General features: G+C 37.9%; 15 protein-coding genes and 1 riboswitch. Of the genes, 12 read left to right on the top strand and 3 right to left on the bottom strand.

Going from position 1 to position 18,018, the window contains the following annotated elements; genetic code table 11:
- The first annotated feature begins 138 nt into the window (after positions 1-138).
- The 7 genes from MHI04_RS12785 (at position 139) to MHI04_RS12755 (ending at position 8,621) form a co-directional block, all read left to right on the top strand.
- Positions 139-1,881 carry an ABC transporter ATP-binding protein gene (locus MHI04_RS12785; protein ID WP_036120555.1) on the top strand — a complete coding sequence of 581 codons (1,743 nt, stop codon included), beginning with the start codon at positions 139-141 and terminating at the stop codon, positions 1,879-1,881.
- Complete coding sequence (locus MHI04_RS12780) at positions 1,878-3,611, top strand: ABC transporter ATP-binding protein (protein WP_036120553.1); 1,734 nt, start codon at positions 1,878-1,880, stop codon at positions 3,609-3,611. The genes MHI04_RS12785 and MHI04_RS12780 overlap by 4 nt, the downstream gene beginning before the upstream one ends.
- A gap of 634 nt (positions 3,612-4,245) precedes the next feature.
- Complete coding sequence (locus MHI04_RS12775) at positions 4,246-4,749, top strand: RNA polymerase sigma factor (protein ID WP_089932625.1); 504 nt, start codon at positions 4,246-4,248, stop codon at positions 4,747-4,749.
- Positions 4,742-5,743, top strand: coding sequence for an anti sigma factor C-terminal domain-containing protein (locus tag MHI04_RS12770; RefSeq protein WP_340809140.1), 1,002 nt, complete (start codon positions 4,742-4,744; stop codon positions 5,741-5,743). The genes MHI04_RS12775 and MHI04_RS12770 overlap by 8 nt, the downstream gene beginning before the upstream one ends.
- Positions 5,744-5,987: 244 nt before the next feature.
- Positions 5,988-6,743, top strand: coding sequence for an SDR family oxidoreductase (locus MHI04_RS12765; protein ID WP_036120550.1), 756 nt, complete (start codon positions 5,988-5,990; stop codon positions 6,741-6,743).
- Between the two features lie 25 nt (positions 6,744-6,768).
- Positions 6,769-7,203, top strand: a complete 435-nt coding sequence (locus MHI04_RS12760) for a MarR family transcriptional regulator (protein ID WP_036120548.1) — start codon at positions 6,769-6,771, stop codon at positions 7,201-7,203.
- Between the two features lie 644 nt (positions 7,204-7,847).
- Positions 7,848-8,621: an IclR family transcriptional regulator gene (locus tag MHI04_RS12755; RefSeq protein WP_036129090.1), complete on the top strand. Its 774-nt coding sequence runs from the start codon at positions 7,848-7,850 to the stop codon at positions 8,619-8,621.
- A 23-nt stretch (positions 8,622-8,644) separates the two neighbouring features.
- Here the strand turns inward: MHI04_RS12755 and MHI04_RS12750 are convergent, their stop codons facing one another.
- The gene (locus MHI04_RS12750) at positions 8,645-9,847 is read right to left on the bottom strand and encodes an aminotransferase class V-fold PLP-dependent enzyme (RefSeq protein WP_342534895.1); all 1,203 of its coding nucleotides are present in this window, start codon (positions 9,845-9,847) and stop codon (positions 8,645-8,647) included.
- Between the two features lie 14 nt (positions 9,848-9,861).
- Positions 9,862-10,950 carry an aminopeptidase P family protein gene (locus MHI04_RS12745; protein WP_342534894.1) on the bottom strand — a complete coding sequence of 363 codons (1,089 nt, stop codon included), beginning with the start codon at positions 10,948-10,950 and terminating at the stop codon, positions 9,862-9,864.
- Between the two features lie 296 nt (positions 10,951-11,246).
- On the opposite strand from MHI04_RS12745, the gene MHI04_RS12740 reads away from it, so the two are divergent.
- From MHI04_RS12740 to lepB, 3 genes are all read left to right on the top strand, one after another.
- Positions 11,247-12,188, top strand: a complete 942-nt coding sequence (locus tag MHI04_RS12740; RefSeq protein ID WP_340811365.1) for an LCP family protein — start codon at positions 11,247-11,249, stop codon at positions 12,186-12,188.
- A 323-nt stretch (positions 12,189-12,511) separates the two neighbouring features.
- The gene (locus MHI04_RS12735; protein WP_036129103.1) at positions 12,512-12,622 is read left to right on the top strand and encodes a hypothetical protein; all 111 of its coding nucleotides are present in this window, start codon (positions 12,512-12,514) and stop codon (positions 12,620-12,622) included.
- A 233-nt stretch (positions 12,623-12,855) separates the two neighbouring features.
- A complete protein-coding gene (lepB, locus tag MHI04_RS12730) occupies positions 12,856-13,416 on the top strand; it encodes a signal peptidase I (protein WP_036129105.1) in 561 nt (186 codons plus the stop codon).
- A 34-nt stretch (positions 13,417-13,450) separates the two neighbouring features.
- Here the strand turns inward: lepB and MHI04_RS12725 are convergent, their stop codons facing one another.
- Positions 13,451-13,654 carry a hypothetical protein gene (locus tag MHI04_RS12725; protein WP_036129108.1) on the bottom strand — a complete coding sequence of 68 codons (204 nt, stop codon included), beginning with the start codon at positions 13,652-13,654 and terminating at the stop codon, positions 13,451-13,453.
- Between the two features lie 160 nt (positions 13,655-13,814).
- Positions 13,815-13,914: riboswitch (purine riboswitch) on the top strand.
- A gap of 74 nt (positions 13,915-13,988) precedes the next feature.
- On the opposite strand from MHI04_RS12725, the gene MHI04_RS12720 reads away from it, so the two are divergent.
- Both MHI04_RS12720 and MHI04_RS12715 read left to right on the top strand, forming a co-directional pair.
- Entirely contained in the window at positions 13,989-15,179 is a 1,191-nt protein-coding gene (locus tag MHI04_RS12720) for an MFS transporter (protein WP_036129111.1), read from the top strand.
- Positions 15,180-15,410: 231 nt separating this feature from the next.
- Positions 15,411-18,017, top strand: coding sequence for a cation-translocating P-type ATPase (locus MHI04_RS12715; protein WP_058844180.1), 2,607 nt, complete (start codon positions 15,411-15,413; stop codon positions 18,015-18,017).
- Position 18,018: the final 1 nt, after the last annotated feature.

The raw sequence follows: 18,018 nt of genomic DNA, 5'->3' as shown, positions 1-18,018 counted from the left end.
TGCCAAAAAGGTTGTAGTGAATACTAAAAAGGAGTGTATGTATATGAGAAACACAGTACAACGAATGATTTTCAAAAAGGAATTTCTAGAAAGTGGGTAGTCATCCACAACAGCATGGAAGAAAGAAGGTTATAATGTATGTTTGATGTGTTAAGTAAATTAGGCTGGTTCTTTAAAAAATACTGGAAGCAATATACGGTTGCCATTGTGGTACTCATGATTGCCAGTGGATTAGAGGTCATTCCTCCATATTTATTAGGCTCCATTATCGATTTATTGACTGCAGGAGAAATGACACCAGCTATTTTAACAAAATATGTATTCATTTTTATTGGGATTATTATTGGGGGCTATCTATTAAATTTTGTGTGGCAATTCCGACTATTTGAAGGAGCTATAAACCTTGAGAAAATATTACGTCGAAATTTAATGCAGCATTTTTTACGCATGACCCCAACGTTTTATGAGAAAAACCGTACAGGGGATTTAATGGCACGAGCAACAAATGACTTAAATGCCGTATCCATGACAGCTGGTTTTGGCATTATGACGTTGATTGATTCAACGATTTATATGGGCTTTATCATTTTTGCGATGGGCTATATGATTTCATGGAAGCTCACATTTTTTGCGATGTTACCAGTTCCTATTATGGCCATCCTCATACAATATTTAGGTAAAATTGTTCATGAACGCTATATGAAGGCTCAAGACGCTTTTGGTGAGCTGAACGATAGTGTACTGGAATCTGTTGCTGGAGTTCGAGTGGTGCGCGCCTATGTGCAGGAAAAAAAGGATGAGGCTAATTTTGCGGATATGAGTGAGATTGTGTATGCCAAAAATATTCATACAGCTAAAATTAATGCATTATTCGGCCCGATTACGAAAGTCGGAACAGGTATTAGCTATGTTGTAGCACTCGGTTACGGGGCTCATTTAGTGGCGATAGAGGCAATGACGGTTGGGCAACTGGTCACATTTAATGTGTATTTAGGATTAGCGGTTTGGCCAATCTTTGCGATTGGAGAGCTCATCAATGTTATGCAGCAAGGGAATGCCTCACTGGATCGTGTGCAGGAAACATTGAACTATGATGCAGATGTTCAAAATATTCCGAATCCACAAATGATTGCGACACCTAATGCAATTGGTTTTGATGCTTTAACATTCCAATATCCAATGAGTCAGGTGAAAAACTTACAGCAAATTTCACTTGCCCTGAAAAAAGGTCAAACGCTGGGCATTGTCGGCAAGACGGGTGCGGGAAAAACAACCTTCCTTCGCCAATTATTGCGAGAGTATCCAATCGGACAGGGGCAGCTTTCCATTGACGGTATCGACATCACCTCTCAAACCAAGGAGCAGATTCTTGATTGGATAGGCTATGTGCCGCAAGATCATGTGCTATTCTCACGTACTATTCGTGAAAATATATTATTTGGGAAAGAAGATGCGACACAAGCTGAATTACAGCAGGCGATTCGTGCCGCATATTTTGAAAAAGATTTAGAAAATTTACCAATGGGCCTTGAAACACTTGTTGGGGAAAAAGGTGTATCTCTTTCAGGCGGTCAAAAACAACGTGTATCTATTGCTCGTGCACTGATTAAAGATCCTGAAATTTTAATGCTTGATGATTCGCTTTCGGCTGTCGATGCCAAGACAGAGGCAAGAATTATTGAAAATATTCAGCGTGAACGTCATGGGAAAACGACGATTATTACTACGCATCGCCTATCTGGTATTCAGCATGCGGATGTTATCATCGTGTTGGATGATGGACAAATCGTAGAGCAGGGAACACATGAGGAACTTCTTTCGCAACAAGGATGGTATAAAGAGCAATTTGACCGTCAGCAGCTAGAAGGGGGTGCCTCATGAGTACGAGTCAACGTTTAACACGCTATGCGATGCATTTTAAAAAGCCGATATTACTAGGCTTATTCTTCCTTACAATCGCCGTATTTACGGAGCTTGTTGGGCCATTTATTGCTAAGCATATTATTGATAATTACATGACAATTGGTCATATTGAAATCAAACCGATTACATGGCTACTACTCGTTTATTTACTGTTAGCCATTGCAACGGCTATATTACGCTATTTTATGTATATCTATTTACAAATTGGTGCAAACCGCGTCATTCAAAAATTACGTAAGGATGTTTTTGAGCATATTCAAACTTTACCAATTCAGTATTTCGATAATTTACCAGCAGGTAAAATTGTTGCGCGTGTAACAAATGATACAGAAGCGGTGCGTAATTTATATGTACAGGTGCTATCCAATTTTGTTACGAGCTTTATTTCCATCATTGGTGTATATATCGCACTCTTTATTTTAAACTGGAAAATGGCAATGCTAGCTTTAACGATGATTCCTATTGTTTACGTATGGATGATTTTGTATCGAAAATTTGCCTCAAAGTATAATGATGTCATTCGTACAAAAATCGCTGACATTAATGCCATGATTAATGAATCCATTCAAGGCATGACCATTATTCAGGCATTCCGTCGTGAGCAGCAAATGACGAAGGAATTTGATGACATGAATAATGAGCATTATGCATACGAACGTAAGCTATTAGTGCTCGATTCAGCCACATCCTTTAACCTTGTGAATACGTTAAGACTAATTATGTTTACGGTCTTTATTTTCTATTTTGGTACGCAATCATTTACAGCAACCCAAGTGGTTTCAGCGGGTACTTTGTATGCGTTTGTCGATTATTTAACAAAGCTATTTAATCCAATTACGAACATCGTGAACCAATTTTCTCAGCTTGAGCGTTCTCTAATTGCTGGGAAACGTGTTTTCGAGGTGCTAGATACAGACGGTGAGCCTGTCTCTGAAAAAAGCCTCCAACGATATAAAGGCAATGTCGTTTTCGAGGATGTTTCCTTTGCTTATAAAGACAATGAATACGTGCTGAAAAACCTATCATTTGAGGCACATCAAGGTGAAACGATTGCCTTAGTTGGTCATACGGGCTCTGGAAAAAGTTCCATTATGAACTTGTTATTCCGCTTCTATGACCCATCAAAAGGCAAAATTACCATTGATGGCATTGATATCACCTCTGTTCCTCGTCAAACGATGCGTGAACATATGGGAATAGTGCTACAGGATCCTTACTTATTTACAGGTACGATTGCTTCAAATGTCGGCTTAAACAACCCTAATATATCATCCGAAAAAATAGAAGCTTCTTTAAATGCTGTAGGAGGCGAACGGGTTTTATCGAACTTACCTAATGGTTATGATGAGCCAGTGATTGAGAAGGGTAGTACGTTATCCTCAGGGCAACGTCAGCTGATTTCGTTTGCGCGGGCACTTGCCTTTGATCCAGCGATTTTAATTTTAGATGAAGCGACATCGAATATTGATACGGAAACGGAAGAAATTATTCAGCATGCAATGGATGTCCTGAAAAAAGGACGAACAACATTTATTATTGCCCATCGACTGTCTACGATTAAAAATGCCGATCGTATCCTTGTACTTGATCGAGGACAAATTATAGAGAATGGCACGCATGATGAACTGCTAGCACTTGGCGGTATTTATAACAAAATGTATCAAATGCAAGCGAATTCCTTACAATAAAATCTATGGAAAGAGGCTGGGACAGAACTCGATTATTTTGAAAAATAGCGAAAATGGATATTAATTTTTCTTCCTCACTGAGTTAAATACTCCTTCCTAAATCAAAAAAATACTAGACCAAATGTATCGTGGTCTAGTATTTTTTCTTTTTGTCCCAGCCTCTTTCCTATTTAACTTACATACGGAAAGATATTGACAAAAAACAACAGAACGGACAGCACTACAGCAACGCCACCCCCTGCTATGAAAAGCTCAAATAACCAGTAGGTTACATTATCATGCCAAGAAAAAGCAATAGTAAACCAACATTGCAAAACCAGAACTGTGCTTTGGCGAGATTTGTCTTCGCGGCATCTTTATTAGTCGAATAAATTGAACCAATAAATCTAGTAGTCTTCCAACTTACCACACCGATACGTGTCGTTTTCCATTGAAGCTGAACGGTATCGTGCATAAACAAGCCGAAAGCTAAACCAATAAATATATTACTGAAATCTCTCCCCGTATAGCATCCATTATGCACAGCTCCCTTTTTGTTGTATTTTTTCGGTAAACTGAAATATTTAGTAGAAATTTTTTTAATATGTAAACTTTTCATTGAGCTCTGCGTTGTATAGGCAGAAGGGAGGTAGACATGGTAAATCAATCAATGAATGAGTTTCTGCAGCAAGTAGGATCTCTGCTCTACCGTTATTTGAGAAAACGTGGATTAGCCCATGAGGATGCAGAAGATATCGTCCAAGATACATGTTATAAATTTTTATTACATAAAAATGGGATTCAGTCAGACAAAGTAATGAGTTGGTTATATCGTGTGGCAACCAATCAATTTTATGATCTCAAAAGAAAAGAAAAGCGTCATCCAACAACAGAATTTGATGAAGTTCAATTGACTTCATTGATTCATATTCCTGATATTCAGGTTCTAAAAAGGGAGAAATTAAAGGATATACGAGACACACTTGAAACGCTATCCATCTTGCATCAGGAATTATTAATCCTGAAATATGAGTTAGGATTATCGTACAAAGAAATTTCTGCCTTAATGAATAAAAATGAAAACACACTAAAAACGCATGTCAGACGTGCTAAAGAAGAATTTACTAAACGATTTAAGGGGGATATCCATTATGAATAAAGAACAAAATGATTTTTTGTTTGATGAAAAACAGACGAAAAAAATAATGAGAAAGGCGAAGTTTTGGTCCACAATAAAAATTATTAGCATAACACTCATCGTTACACCCATTGTTCTAATAGTATTGTGGTATGGTCTTAGGCATTTATCGTTAAATAGTGCTCAAAAAGTAATGGATGACATTCATTTATTTAACGAAATAAGTGCTCCAAATATTCAAATTAGTAATCAGATATATGACTATAATTTGTTTGGAGGCAAAATAAAAACAACAACATATAAGGTACTTGGAGATCAGCATAGACCATATATTTGGAAGCCTATCGAAAGTGATTATAATCTATTTGGAACGCTTACACGAAGTTACGGCTCTAGCTCCATCCAAATAGAAAGTTCAGAATCACTAGCAGAAACAAATCAATTCGAACGGTTTAATGACTACACTGGTGATCGAGAAATGTTTTTTTATCATCCAAAGATTTCATACGATAATTATCAAGATAGTATCAGCCAACTGAATCAATTGGAAAAAAATACCTCAATAGAACTAGCAATTTCTTTTGACAATGCATATAGTTTTGATGAGATTAAAAGCAAGTTACCTATTGATGTACAAGTAGATTGGTGGTGGGTGGATACCTTTACAGAGGATACCATAAATTTTTTGAAGCAAGGACAGAATACGATTGCAGCCAATTATCCGTACATTTATGGGTTTCAATCAGAGCAATCAAAACCAAAAGCTCGACGTTCTTCAAGTGACGAGGTTGACACCTTTATTCGAAACATTGAGCTTCTTCGTAAAAGCAAGAACTTCGAATGGGAAACAAACCAGGTTTATCAAGCTTTAATAGGGGAAAAAGGAACCATTGATAAAAGTGATGTGAAAATGATAGGGGCAGTAGTTACGGGCACACCAGAGCAATTAGAGTCATTACAAGGACAAGCATACATTAAAGGGTCTATATTTGGTGTAATATCAAATCAGAAATAGAAGTTTTGAAAAGAGTAATCGGCACTATCTTGCAGGAAAGATCAATTTTAGAAAAGCCTATTTTGGATTAACCTTTCTCCAAAATAGGCTTTTCTTTTTATTCGATTAACAAAAAATAATAGCTAGTTGAATGATTATTAAGCGATAGTAGTGACGGATTAATAAAGGTAAAGTAATTTAGTTTAAAATTAAATAGTTTAATGTTAATCTAAATTAGAGTGAAAGAAAAGGAGATGTGTTAGCGATGGGTAAACTACAAGACAAAGTGGTTATCATTACTGGGGGAGCAGGCGGTATCGGTAGTGGGATGGCAAAAGCAATGGCAAAGGAAGGGGCTGTCGTTACAATTGTTGATTTAAATGCAGAGGCGGGTGAGGTAATGGCAAAAGAATTGCAAGAAATCTCACCAAAATCTATGTTTTTGCAGGCGAATTTAATGGAACGCGATCAATTACCAAAAATTATTGATACAGTCGTAGAAAAATACGGTAAACTAGATGTGCTAGTTAATAACGCTCATGCTGCGAAACAAGTTACAATAGAAGAAACAACACAGGCAGATCTTGATTTATCGTTTGGGACAGGTTTTTATCCAACCTTCTATTTAATGCAAGCAGCACTCCCACATTTAAAAGAAACGAAGGGCAATATTATTAACTTTGCATCTGGGGCAGGTATTCAAGGCCATGAGACACAGGCAGCTTATGCTGCAGCTAAGGAAGCAATCCGCGGTATTTCTCGTGTTGCCGCAAATGAATGGGGACGTTTTGGTATCAATGTCAATATCATTAGTCCACTTGCGGATTCACCAGGTGTACAGGCATGGGCAAAAGCACAACCAGAATATTATGAAGCGGTTAGAAGTAAAATTCCACTTGGTCGTTTTGGTGATATTGAGCAAGATATCGGTCGAGTAGCTGTTTTCTTAGCTTCTGACGATTCCCAATACATCACGGGTCAAACGATTATGGTGGATGGAGGTTCACTAATGCTTCATTAGTTCGCGGCGTTCGAGGAGGATTTTTTTGAAACAGACAAATATTTTTAAACTCATTCATATGATTGAACAGGTGAATAATGCCAATATTATACGCTTTACAAAAGCGTTTCCATATCCTTTAGGAATTTCACCGATTTTAGTGTTAAACGAACTACATGTTAAAGGCCCTCAAAAACAAGCAGAATTAGCTGAAACCATTGGCTATACGAAAGGTGCTATGACAAGCATTGCAGAAAAATTGGTTAAGCTTGGATTAGCGGAAAGACTTTATGATCCATCTGACCGTCGCACCATTCGCTTGCAAATTACGGAAGAGGGGAAAGTAGCTTTGGCGAAGGCTCAATCCATCGGGAAAGAGGTCTTTGTACAGCTTTTTGAAGTATTAGATGACAAGGAAATTGCCCAATATTTGCTGATTCAAGAGAAATTAGTACAGGGAATTCAACAGAAAAATGACTAGCTAATTATCAACTCGCCTCTAAGAAATTTTATAGAGGTGAGTTGATTTTTTGCTGGATATTTATATTAATGTCATAGGTGGTGGAAGTCTATGGCTTTGAACGGATAGGATACTCAAACTGAAGGATAGAACTCAATATGTGAAGGATAAAACGGGAAAACTAGTGGATAGAGCGCACCTTTTGCCCGATAGAATGGCTTTGAACGGATAGAATTACTCAAAGTGAAGGATAGAACTCAATATGTGAAGGATAGAACGGGAAAACTAGTGGATAGAGCGCACCTTTTGCTCGATAGAATGGCTTTAAACGGATAGAATACTCAAACTGAAGGATAGAATTCAATATGTGAAGGATAGAACAGGAAAACTGGTGGATAGAGCGCACCTTTTGCCTGATAGAATGGCTTTGAACGGATAGGATACTCAAACTGAAGGATAGAACTCAATATGTGAAGGATAAAACGGGAAAACTAGTGGATAGAGCGCACCTTTTGCTCGAATAGAATCACTCTAAACAGATAGGGCCCCCGAACTCAATATTTTGTTTAAAATCTAATTGTAAAATAGTTGAATTTATTGAAAATTGTCCAGCTTCATTTTATAATCAAGATACGGTTCTATTATAGAGACAATCGAGGTGTGAAATGACATTAAAAACATTGGATAACTCATTGGAGGTTTTAAAATATTTTAATAAAGAAAATCCTACATGGGGTGTGCGTGAATTAGCAAAGGAGATGAATATTAGTCATTCTATTATTTATCGAATTTTAGTTACATTCGAGAGTCATGGATTTCTGATTCAAAATCCTGAGACAAAAAAATATGAATTAGGGCTTCGTTTTTTAGAGTATGGTCAGATGGTGAAAGATAAATTAAATCTTTCTGATTTTGTTTTGCCAATTATGAAAAATCTTGCAGAAACCATTAAAGAGTCGGTATTTCTAACATGGCTAGATGGCAAAGATGGCGTCACCGTGGAAATAGCTGAAGGCTCTCAAACAATTAAGTTTTCGGTGTCAATGGGCACACGAACACCACTACATATTGGGGCTTCTTGTAAAGTCATCATGGCCTATCTACCTGAGGATCGGAAGAAGGAGATTATGGAGCATGGTATGAAAAGATTAACCCCAGAAACGATTACTGACCCCGAAGAAATGATAGCCGATTTAGAAAAAATTCAACAACAAGGCTGGTGCTTCTCGACGGGGGAATATGCTCATTCTGTTTTTGGGCTTGGTGTACCTCTTTTTAACAGCAAAAAAGAAGTAATTGCTTCTTTAACGATTGCAGGACCTATTTATCGTAAACCAACAGAGGAAAAGTTACCTGAAATGGTGAATATTCTTCAATATGGAGCGATGAATATTCAACGTTATTTCGATCAGTATAGCTTTAAGCTGTATCATGAATAAGCTTGAAACAAGGCTCAAGATAGTTAATATCTATCTTGGGCCTTTGCTCTGATTTCCTTCATGAACGATACAGCCGTGTCTATTTCTTCAAACGTATTAAAATAATGTGGGGAAAAACGAGCCATTTGACTAATCTTATTACGTTCCATAATGGTATTGGCCATAAATGTGCCAGCCTCAATAATGACCCCACGTTCTGCTAATTCATTCGTTAGCTCATCTGGAGAAATCCCTTCTATATTAAACGGCGTAATGGATAATCGATGTGCACTATTTTGTGGACCATATAACACAATACCTGGGATGGTTGAGAGCTGTTCTACTAAATAGTTTGTTAATTGTTGTACTCTTTCATAAATAGAGTGAATACCAATAGCGTTGGCATAGTCAATCGCTGCTCCCAATCCCAAAATACTTGGGATGATTGGACAGCCTGGCTCAAAACGTTTCGCTGTTTCTAAAAAAGAATACTCATCGTTTTGATAATCCCACTGGGTACTACCCCAGCCAATCATAATAGGTGTGAGTGCTGAAATAAGCGCTTGGCGCACATATAAAATACCTGAACCCTCAGGGCCGCGCAACCATTTTCGGCCACAGGCAACTAAAAAGTCACAGCCAAGCTCTGCAACATGTATCGGTGTTAAACCAACAGTTTGATTGGCATTAATCAATGTTAATACATGGTGTTGCTGTGCCAGCTGACAAATTTCCTTGGCGGGCTGGAGTGCACCAGCAGCATTGGACATATGGGCAAAGGCAATCAATCTTGTGTGTGGCGTGATGAGTTGCTCCAGCTCTTGTAAATCTACTAGATACTCCGCATTAGTTTTCAAAACTTTTAACTGAACACCTTGTTGCTGAAGGGCAAGCCAAGGCACATAGTTACTTAACATTTCTGTATCGAGCACAATGACCTCATCACCTTGTTCCCATTGCAAGCCCCCTGCTATATAATTAATAGCCATTGAACCGTTTGGCACAAAGGCAATTTCTTCTTTTTTGGCGCCGATAAATAATGCGCTTTTCTCTCGTATACGCTCTACCTGTGCATATATTTCTTGACGAAAAGAGGGTAAGTAGGGACCAATACTCGCTTGTTTTTGAAGATAGCTAGTCATTACATCCACTACTGGCTGGGGCATGGCAGAAGCAGCAGCCGTGTTTAAATAAATATAGTGCTCTAGTAGCGGCATATCTTTTTGTATTTTCATCATATTTAACATTGTGCGCACCAGCCTTATAAAATGATTAATTCTTTCGGATAGGTCATTAAATTCTTATAACCATTTTCTGTAACAATTAAATTATCCTCGATACGAACACCGCCGACATCCTGAACGTAGATACCTGGCTCCACTGTAAATGCCATACCAGGTTTTAATACTAGCTGATTACGCTGCATGATATAAGGTTCCTCATGTGCACTTAAACCAATACCATGGCCAAGTCGGTGTGTGAAATTGTCACCATAGCCTGCGGCGTGAATAATGCCTCTTGCTATAGCATCAATGTCATGTGCTGTCATGCCTGGTTTGATCGCTTCTATTGCCGTTTCATTGGCTTGTTTAACAATGCTGTAAATCGTTTTTAAAGTTGGAGAAATCTCCCCTAAAGCTACCGTTCTAGTCATATCTGCCACATAGCCCTTATAAATGGCCCCAAAGTCTATGACGATCAATTCGCCTGTCTCTATTTTTTTCATGCTTGCTCTGCCGTGGGGAAGCGCTCCTCGGTAGCCTGATGCCACAATGGTTCCAAAAGGTGTTCCCTCTGAACCACGTCGTCTCATTTCATATTCTAATTGTGCAGCGACTTCCATTTCTGAAACACCAGCTCGTATCGTTGGCAAAGTTGCTTCAAGACTTTCTTCTGCAATTTGTACAGCCTGTCGCATCAAGGCTATTTCATGATGCTCTTTTTTCATACGGAGTTCACGAATGGATTCACCGATGTCACATAAATTGTTATATGTAAGGTGTTCGATTGCTTTTTGTTCCTTTACGTGCATCGTGTCAAATTCCACACCAAGTGTTTGCGACGCTCCCAGCTCTTTTTTTAATTGCCAGATGGCCTGTGTCGGTCCCTCTTCATCTGAATAAGATACGATAGCATTCGCACACTCCGTATCAACTTTTGTTAGTTCTACTTGTGGTACTAGAAAATATAATTGATTGTTAGCCGTGATAGCCACTAACGTTAAGCGCTCACTTTGCTTTAACTGGAGACCTGTAAAATAAGACATATTCGACCCAGGTACAAGAATCGCCACATCAATTTGCTGTTGCTGCATATAGGAAACTAGTTTCTCTCTTCTATTTTGAAACATAGGGTCATTCCTCCTAAAATAAGTTATATTAATTGTTTCTATTATAGATACAGTGTATCTTAAGATTATATATTAATAATAATGAATTTTCAATAAATAAAGTGGATGTCAGCCTAATAGGTGGCTCTAATAGGAAGGGAATTTACAAATGAGGGAATAGTATGCTGTTAATTTAGTAAATACTAGTGTACGTCTTTTTTTCGTCCATTATGCATATAAGTAGACTAGATAAACTTTTTTCCAACTTAATACGTCAAAAAGAGGGGCAAAATTGTTAAGCAAGAAAGGACTAATGTATGGAAAAAAATATGAAACGCTCAAAAGAGAAAAAGAGCAAGAAAAAATTATGGCTGTGGATAGTCGGTAGCCTACTAGCAATATTTTTAATTTTTATAGGTGCTGCTTACTTTACCATCCAAAAAACTATGAATAAAATAAATACACCACTTATTCAAACAACTGATGCTGCACAACTCGAAGAAAAAACAGTGATCAAAAAAGAACCATTCTCGGTTCTCATGCTTGGGGTCGATGAACGAAAAGATGATAGCGGCCGTTCCGATACTATGATTGTGATTACTGTGAATCCTGAAAAACAGACAATGAAAATGCTTAGTATTCCCCGTGATACACGTACAGAAATTATTGGTCATGATACCGTTGATAAAATTAATCATGCCTATGCCTTTGGTGGCGTTCCGATGGCTGTAGATACAGTGGAAAATTTTCTAAATATACCTATTGATTATTATGTGTTTATTAATATGGAGGGTTTTCTACAAATTATTGACACGCTTGGGGGCGTAACCATCAATAATGATATGGATTTAACTTTTGATGAATATCATTTCCCAGAGGGAGAAATTACGTTAGACGGTAATGAGGCACTGATTTTTTCACGTATTCGTTACGAAGATCCGCGCGGTGATTTTGGTCGCCAAATTCGTCAGCGCCAAATTATTGAAGCTGTAATGAAAAAAGCTTCTACACCATCTACGTTATTAAAAGCAACAGATATGCTGAATGTTCTAGGTGATAATGTGCGTATGAACTTTTCTGTCAAGGATCTTATTCAGCTGCAAGGTCTTTATAAAAAGATGGATGCAGATATTGAACAGTTGTCATTTGACGAGGGGGATGGTCAAAGGATTAACCATATTTGGTACTACATTCCGAATGAGACAGAGCTTGAAGAAATACAAATAGATTTAAAAAATCATTTACAAAAAAGTAAGTAAGTTAGCTACAACTTTGGGCCATGAAGGGAGGGAGATGAATGAATGGGAGGACCCAGGTGCTTAGGTATACAGCACTGAATCATTGCATGCAAAGCTATGTACCTAAACGTAAAGTGCGAAAAAATCCAGTCCAATCAGCGATAAGAGGCCTACAAGTATTGTGTTTAAAATTGTTTATGTAAGAGATAAAAAATCATTCAGGTAGGGCGCATGCCTAGTTGAATGATTTTTTTATGGCTTCATCAATCATTTTCCAATATTTCTTGAAATATCAGAAAATTAAGTGTATACTGACATTAGAAATGGTTAAAGGAGTGATTGTGATGATTATAGGCACAATTTTATTAGCATTTGCATTACCAGTGGGTATCGTATTAGCAGCAGATTTATTAAACGAGCAGCGTCACTCTACTACACTATCTAACCATTCATAATGACCAAACAACTAAAACGTTCATTTTTAGACAATGCTACCTTGTAGCCTTGTCTATTTTTTATGTTATTTCAGCAGGTATCACAGGTTCATTTTTACTCGTCAGCATGAAAAAATCTGGACGCAATTATACGAAAGCTTAGTCGATAAATTGGTAACTATTTATGTGATTCATTCGTCAATAGTATAGAGAAAATGTTATACTATATAAAAAAACAGTATCGGGGAATGAGCATGCAAGAGGAAAAAACATCTAATTTTAAAAAAGAAATACTATCCTACATTAAAATTATTGTCATTACAGCAGTTGTCGTTTTTGGCTGTAAGCAATTTTTATTTGCGCCGATCAAAGTGCAGGGAGCATCGATGTATCCGACGTATCATGATAAGGATATTATTATTGTAAGTAAAACAAGTAAAATCGAACGTTTCGATCAAATTGTTTTCCAATCACCTGTAGAGGATGAGTTATATATTAAACGTGTAATTGGTCTTCCAGGAGATAAAGTCGAAATGAAAGATGATGTATTGTATGTCAATGGCAAAGCGTACAAAGAAGATTATGTCAATCGCCAAACAGAGGATCCTAATCAATTACGCATTACGGAAAACTTTACGTTGGAACAATTAGTGAATGAACAAGAAGTGCCAAAGGGAATGTTTTTTGTGCTTGGTGACAATCGCCTAAAAAGTAGTGATAGTCGCCATTATGGTTTAATTTCCGAGGATGCAGTTTACGGTGAATCAAAATTAATACTATATCCATTTAGCCATTTTCATATTGGTTCAAAATGATGAAAAAGAGGTCACTCCCTTGAGTAGCCTCTTTTTAATTTTGGGGTAAATCTGTACAGCTTTTATACGTGGGATAATAGACACAAATTCTTGAGTTTTCAACGGTTTCTTTAATGGGCGACGGCCTACTTTTTGCTGGAGAATGGATTGCTGGTTCTTCAATCGTGAACTCTTCTACTACTAATTCTACGCCATAAAATAGTATTAAAAAATAGCAAACAAATCCTACTATGCGCAAACAATCACCTCTTAAAATAGTTATTGTATGTTAATATGTATGGTCAAATTCGTCGAAATATAAGCAGAAATTCAAAATTTTCTCTCGATTCCACGGTTTTATGATGGCGTTCATTCTATGAAAAAAATCTATTGTCAATGAAATTTTGATGTGCTACTATAGCTAAAGTAAATATTTGATCTGTATAACCTCAATAATATGGATTGAGGGTCTCTACCAGGAACCATAAAATCCTGACTACAAAACTTTGCTTCATTTTTGTAGTCAGGATTTTTTTATTATGTTTTAAAAGAATCTCCTATAAAAATGGAAGTGTAATGAAAGGGAGATTACGATGAATTGGAGAGTTTATATTCTTGCAGTGACAACCTTCGCAGTAGGGTTAGTTGAATTAATTGTTGGTGGAATCCTGCCAAATATTGCAGAGGATTTACATGTATCATTAGCAACAGCAGGACAATTAATCACAATTTTTGCACTGGTTTATGCGATTTCTGCGCCAGTCTTACTATCCTTGACAGCCAAGGTGGAACGGAAGCGCTTATTCCTTATTTCTTTATTTATTTTCACGTTAGGGAATCTAATGACCTTCTTTAGTACAACGTTCATCATTGTGCTAATTGCTCGTATTTTCACAGCGATGAGTACAGCGTTAGTCATCGTATTATCATTAACGATTACTACTAAAATCGTAGAGCCTCGCCACCGTGCCAAAGCATTAGGGCTTGTTTTTATGGGCGTAAGTTCCGCGCTTGTAATCGGTGTGCCAATGGGTATTTTTATTACAGAAGCGTTTGGCTGGCGTGCTGTATTTTTAGGTATTAGTATCCTGTCAACGATTTCAATGGTTTTAATTGCCTTATTGCTTGAAAAAATGCCAATCGGAGAAGTAGTGCCACTGAAGGCACAAATCAAATCATTGGCGAATTTGAAAATCCTAACAGCACAGTTAACTACGCTGTTTATGTTAGCGGGTCATTACATGCTCTACGCTTATTTAACACCATTTTTAGTAGAAGCATTTGATCTGAGTGCCTCATGGATTAGTATTTGCTACTTAATTTTCGGTATTGCCTCTGTTAGCGGGAACGCTATAGGAGGCTGGGTGAGTGATAAAATTGGCACAAGCAAGGCTATTATTTTAATCGTCTCTGCCTTTGCCATTGTGTTATTTACTATTCCTTATACAGTTATTGCCCTGCCACTGTTTTTAGTATTTACGGTTTTATGGGGGGCGTTGAGCTGGGCTTTGACACCACCATTACAAAATTATTTAATTCAGGCAGATCCTCAATCATCTGATATTCAGCAAAGCTTAAATACAGCTGCCCTGCAAATCGGGATCTCCATCGGATCAGCAGTAGGAGGCGCTATGTTTGCTTGGACAGGGTCCGTTATGCACTTAGCAAGCTTTGGTACGATTCTAGTTCTCTGTGCATTAGCTTGTGCCATCTTCTCTATCAAAAGAGCACCTCTTGGTCAGGAGCAGCACGTAGATTATTCATCAGCACATCATAACTCGTAATAGAACAACTGCCTGTAAGGTATTGGGAAAGCCATCCCAATACCTTTTTTTGAATCTATTTTCGAATCGTTTCAAAAATTAAATTCTCTATGGTTTCTTAGCATACTCCAATTCTCTATGGAATAGATTGTTGTAGTTAATGAATTTACAGACTTGAGGAGTTTGAGATTTAAGTGTAAATACTACTTTTTAAAGGAAACCTTCAAATCTTGTAAATGGAAGGAGAACCCAATGACTGAATATCATCAACAATCATCTGCTGAAGTCATGAAAATATTGAACGTCACCACACAAGGCTTGACCGATGATGACGTCAAAAAAAGACAACAAATCTATGGCTATAATGTATTAGAGGAAGGGAAAAGAACAAGTACATGGGCTGTTTTCATGGGTCAATTTAAAGATTTATTGGTCATTATTTTACTCGTTGCGGCCTTCGTTTCCTTTCTACTAGGAGAAGTGGGAAGCACCATTGTGATTATGATCGTGGTCATTTTAAATGCTATTTTAGGCACGGTGCAGCATGTGAAGGCAGAGCAGTCACTAGATAATCTGAAAGCATTGACCTCTCCGATTGCCAAAGTCATGCGTAATCATCAACTAGTGGAGATTTCTTCTGAAGAAATTGTGGTAGGCGATCTTCTGATGTTGGAGGCAGGCGACTACATCAATGCGGATGGCAGGCTACTGGAAAGCCATAATTTACACATCAATGAAAGCTCGCTCACAGGCGAATCGATTGCTGTAGCAAAAAGTACGGACCCTATTCGGAAAAATAATGTAACGATTGCGGATAAGAAAAATATGGTGTATTCAGGAAGCTTTGTGACTAATGGACGTGGCATCGTGATGGTTACTGCGATCGGAATGCAGACCGAAATCGGAAAAATTGCGAATTTACTCGATACGGCCAAGGAGAAGAAAACACCATTACAAATTAGTCTTGATCAATTCGGTGAAAAATTAGCACTAGGCATTACCCTAATTTGTTTAGCTATTTTTACGATTGACCTTATTCGAGGAAGGGCCTTAGTGGAATCCTTTATGTTTGCTGTATCCCTTGCTGTTGCAGCGATCCCAGAGGCATTGAGCTCCATTGTGACCATTGTATTAGCTTTTGGCACCCAGAAAATGGCGAAGGAAAATGCGATCATCCGCAAGCTTTATGCTGTTGAAAGCTTAGGAAGTGTATCGGTTATTTGCTCTGATAAAACGGGTACCTTAACCGAAAATAAAATGGTCGTACAGGAAGTTTTCGTCGACCAGAAAAAGATTCCACACGATTGGCTGAATCCAACGAACCCAGTGGAAAAAGAGCTGATGGTAAAAGCGCTTCTATGTAGTGACGCTGTCGAGCGTGAGCAAAAAGAAATTGGTGACCCTACAGAAATTGCCCTCGTGAAATTAGGGAAACAATATGGTTTAGATGAATTGACAGTTCGCGAGCAATATCCTCGACTGGCTGAAATTCCATTTGATTCAGCGAGAAAGCTCATGAGTACTGTTAATCAGATGGACAAGCAACCTATCATGATTACTAAAGGGGCTTTAGATGTACTTTTACCAAAAGTGACACGAATCAAAACAACAACTGGTATTTTTGAGATGACTGCGCAGCATCGCCAGAAAATTGAAGCAGTGAATCGTGATTTTTCTATGAATGGTTTAAGGGTGTTAGCTATTGCTTATAAGGAGGTATTGCCTCTACAAAAAGTCGATACAAGAGCTGAACGAGATTTAATCTTTGTTGGCTTAGTAGCGATGATGGACCCTCCAAGAAAAGAGTCGAAAGAGGCTGTGGAAAGCTGTATAAAAGCAGGTATTAAGCCCGTCATGATTACAGGGGACCATAAAATTACAGCAACAGCTATCGCTCAACAAATTGGTATTTTACAAAATCCAGCAGAAGCTATAGAAGGACATGCACTCGAAGGTTTAACCGATCAAGAGCTACAAGAAAAAATACATGATTATTCTGTGTATGCTCGTGTTACACCAGCACAAAAAATTCGAATTGTCAAAGCCTGGCAGGATAAAGGGCATGTTGTCGCCATGACAGGGGATGGTGTCAATGATGGGCCAGCCCTGAAACAAGCCGATATTGGTGTAGCAATGGGCGTGACAGGCACAGAGGTTGCGAAAGATGCCTCGTCCATGATTTTAACTGATGATAATTTTTCGACGATTGTCAAGGCAATTGCCAATGGTCGTAGCATCTATACGAATATTAAAAATGCGATTCTGTTTTTATTATCAGGAAATGCGGGTGCTATTTTTGTCGTGTTATATGCCACTGTTTTAGGCTTACCTGTTCCTTTTGCACCTGTGCATCTATTATTCATTAACCTATTGACAGATAGTCTACCAGCAATCGCAATCGGTTTAGAGCCAAATAATAAGAAAACAATGAAGGACAAGCCTAGAAATATCCATACTCCTTTATTAAATAAAGCCTTTACAACACAAGTAGTGCTTGAAGGTATATTAATCGCCATTTCCACCATTATTGCGTTTCAAATCGGTTTATCGACAGGTGATACGTTAACAGCCAGCACAATGGCCTTTACCACATTATGCCTATCAAGATTAGTGCATGGCTTTAACTCCAGATCCAAACAATCAATCTTTGCTATTGGCGTATTTTCGAATAAATATACTTGGCTTGCCTTTATCATCGGTGTATTTAGCTTACACATTGTCTTGTTTATGCCAATGCTCACAACAGTTTTTGAGGTAGCTCCATTAACGACAGCTCAGCTAGGCTTTATTTATAGCTTATCGGTATTACCATTCCTAGTGAACCAATGGTATAAGCTACTGTTCGTGAGAAATCGATAGT

The sequence above is a fragment of the Lysinibacillus sp. FSL K6-1151 genome (assembly GCF_038630755.1).
Lineage (GTDB): Bacteria > Bacillota > Bacilli > Bacillales_A > Planococcaceae > Lysinibacillus > Lysinibacillus fusiformis_D.
Note: the sequence above shows the minus strand (reverse complement) of the source record. Positions and strands in the feature narration are given on the sequence as shown.

Coding starts and splice junctions, on each gene's coding strand:
- MHI04_RS12785 (WP_036120555.1), top strand. CDS start 139: ATGTTTGATGTGTTAAGTAAATTAGGCTGGTTCTTTAAAAAATACTGG.
- MHI04_RS12780 (WP_036120553.1), top strand. CDS start 1,878: ATGAGTACGAGTCAACGTTTAACACGCTATGCGATGCATTTTAAAAAG.
- MHI04_RS12775 (WP_089932625.1), top strand. CDS start 4,246: ATGGTAAATCAATCAATGAATGAGTTTCTGCAGCAAGTAGGATCTCTG.
- MHI04_RS12770 (WP_340809140.1), top strand. CDS start 4,742: ATGAATAAAGAACAAAATGATTTTTTGTTTGATGAAAAACAGACGAAA.
- MHI04_RS12765 (WP_036120550.1), top strand. CDS start 5,988: ATGGGTAAACTACAAGACAAAGTGGTTATCATTACTGGGGGAGCAGGC.
- MHI04_RS12755 (WP_036129090.1), top strand. CDS start 7,848: ATGACATTAAAAACATTGGATAACTCATTGGAGGTTTTAAAATATTTT.
- MHI04_RS12750 (WP_342534895.1), bottom strand. CDS start 9,847: ATGTTAAATATGATGAAAATACAAAAAGATATGCCGCTACTAGAGCAC.
- MHI04_RS12745 (WP_342534894.1), bottom strand. CDS start 10,950: ATGTTTCAAAATAGAAGAGAGAAACTAGTTTCCTATATGCAGCAACAG.
- MHI04_RS12740 (WP_340811365.1), top strand. CDS start 11,247: ATGGAAAAAAATATGAAACGCTCAAAAGAGAAAAAGAGCAAGAAAAAA.
- MHI04_RS12735 (WP_036129103.1), top strand. CDS start 12,512: ATGATTATAGGCACAATTTTATTAGCATTTGCATTACCAGTGGGTATC.
- lepB (WP_036129105.1), top strand. CDS start 12,856: ATGCAAGAGGAAAAAACATCTAATTTTAAAAAAGAAATACTATCCTAC.
- MHI04_RS12720 (WP_036129111.1), top strand. CDS start 13,989: ATGAATTGGAGAGTTTATATTCTTGCAGTGACAACCTTCGCAGTAGGG.
- MHI04_RS12715 (WP_058844180.1), top strand. CDS start 15,411: ATGACTGAATATCATCAACAATCATCTGCTGAAGTCATGAAAATATTG.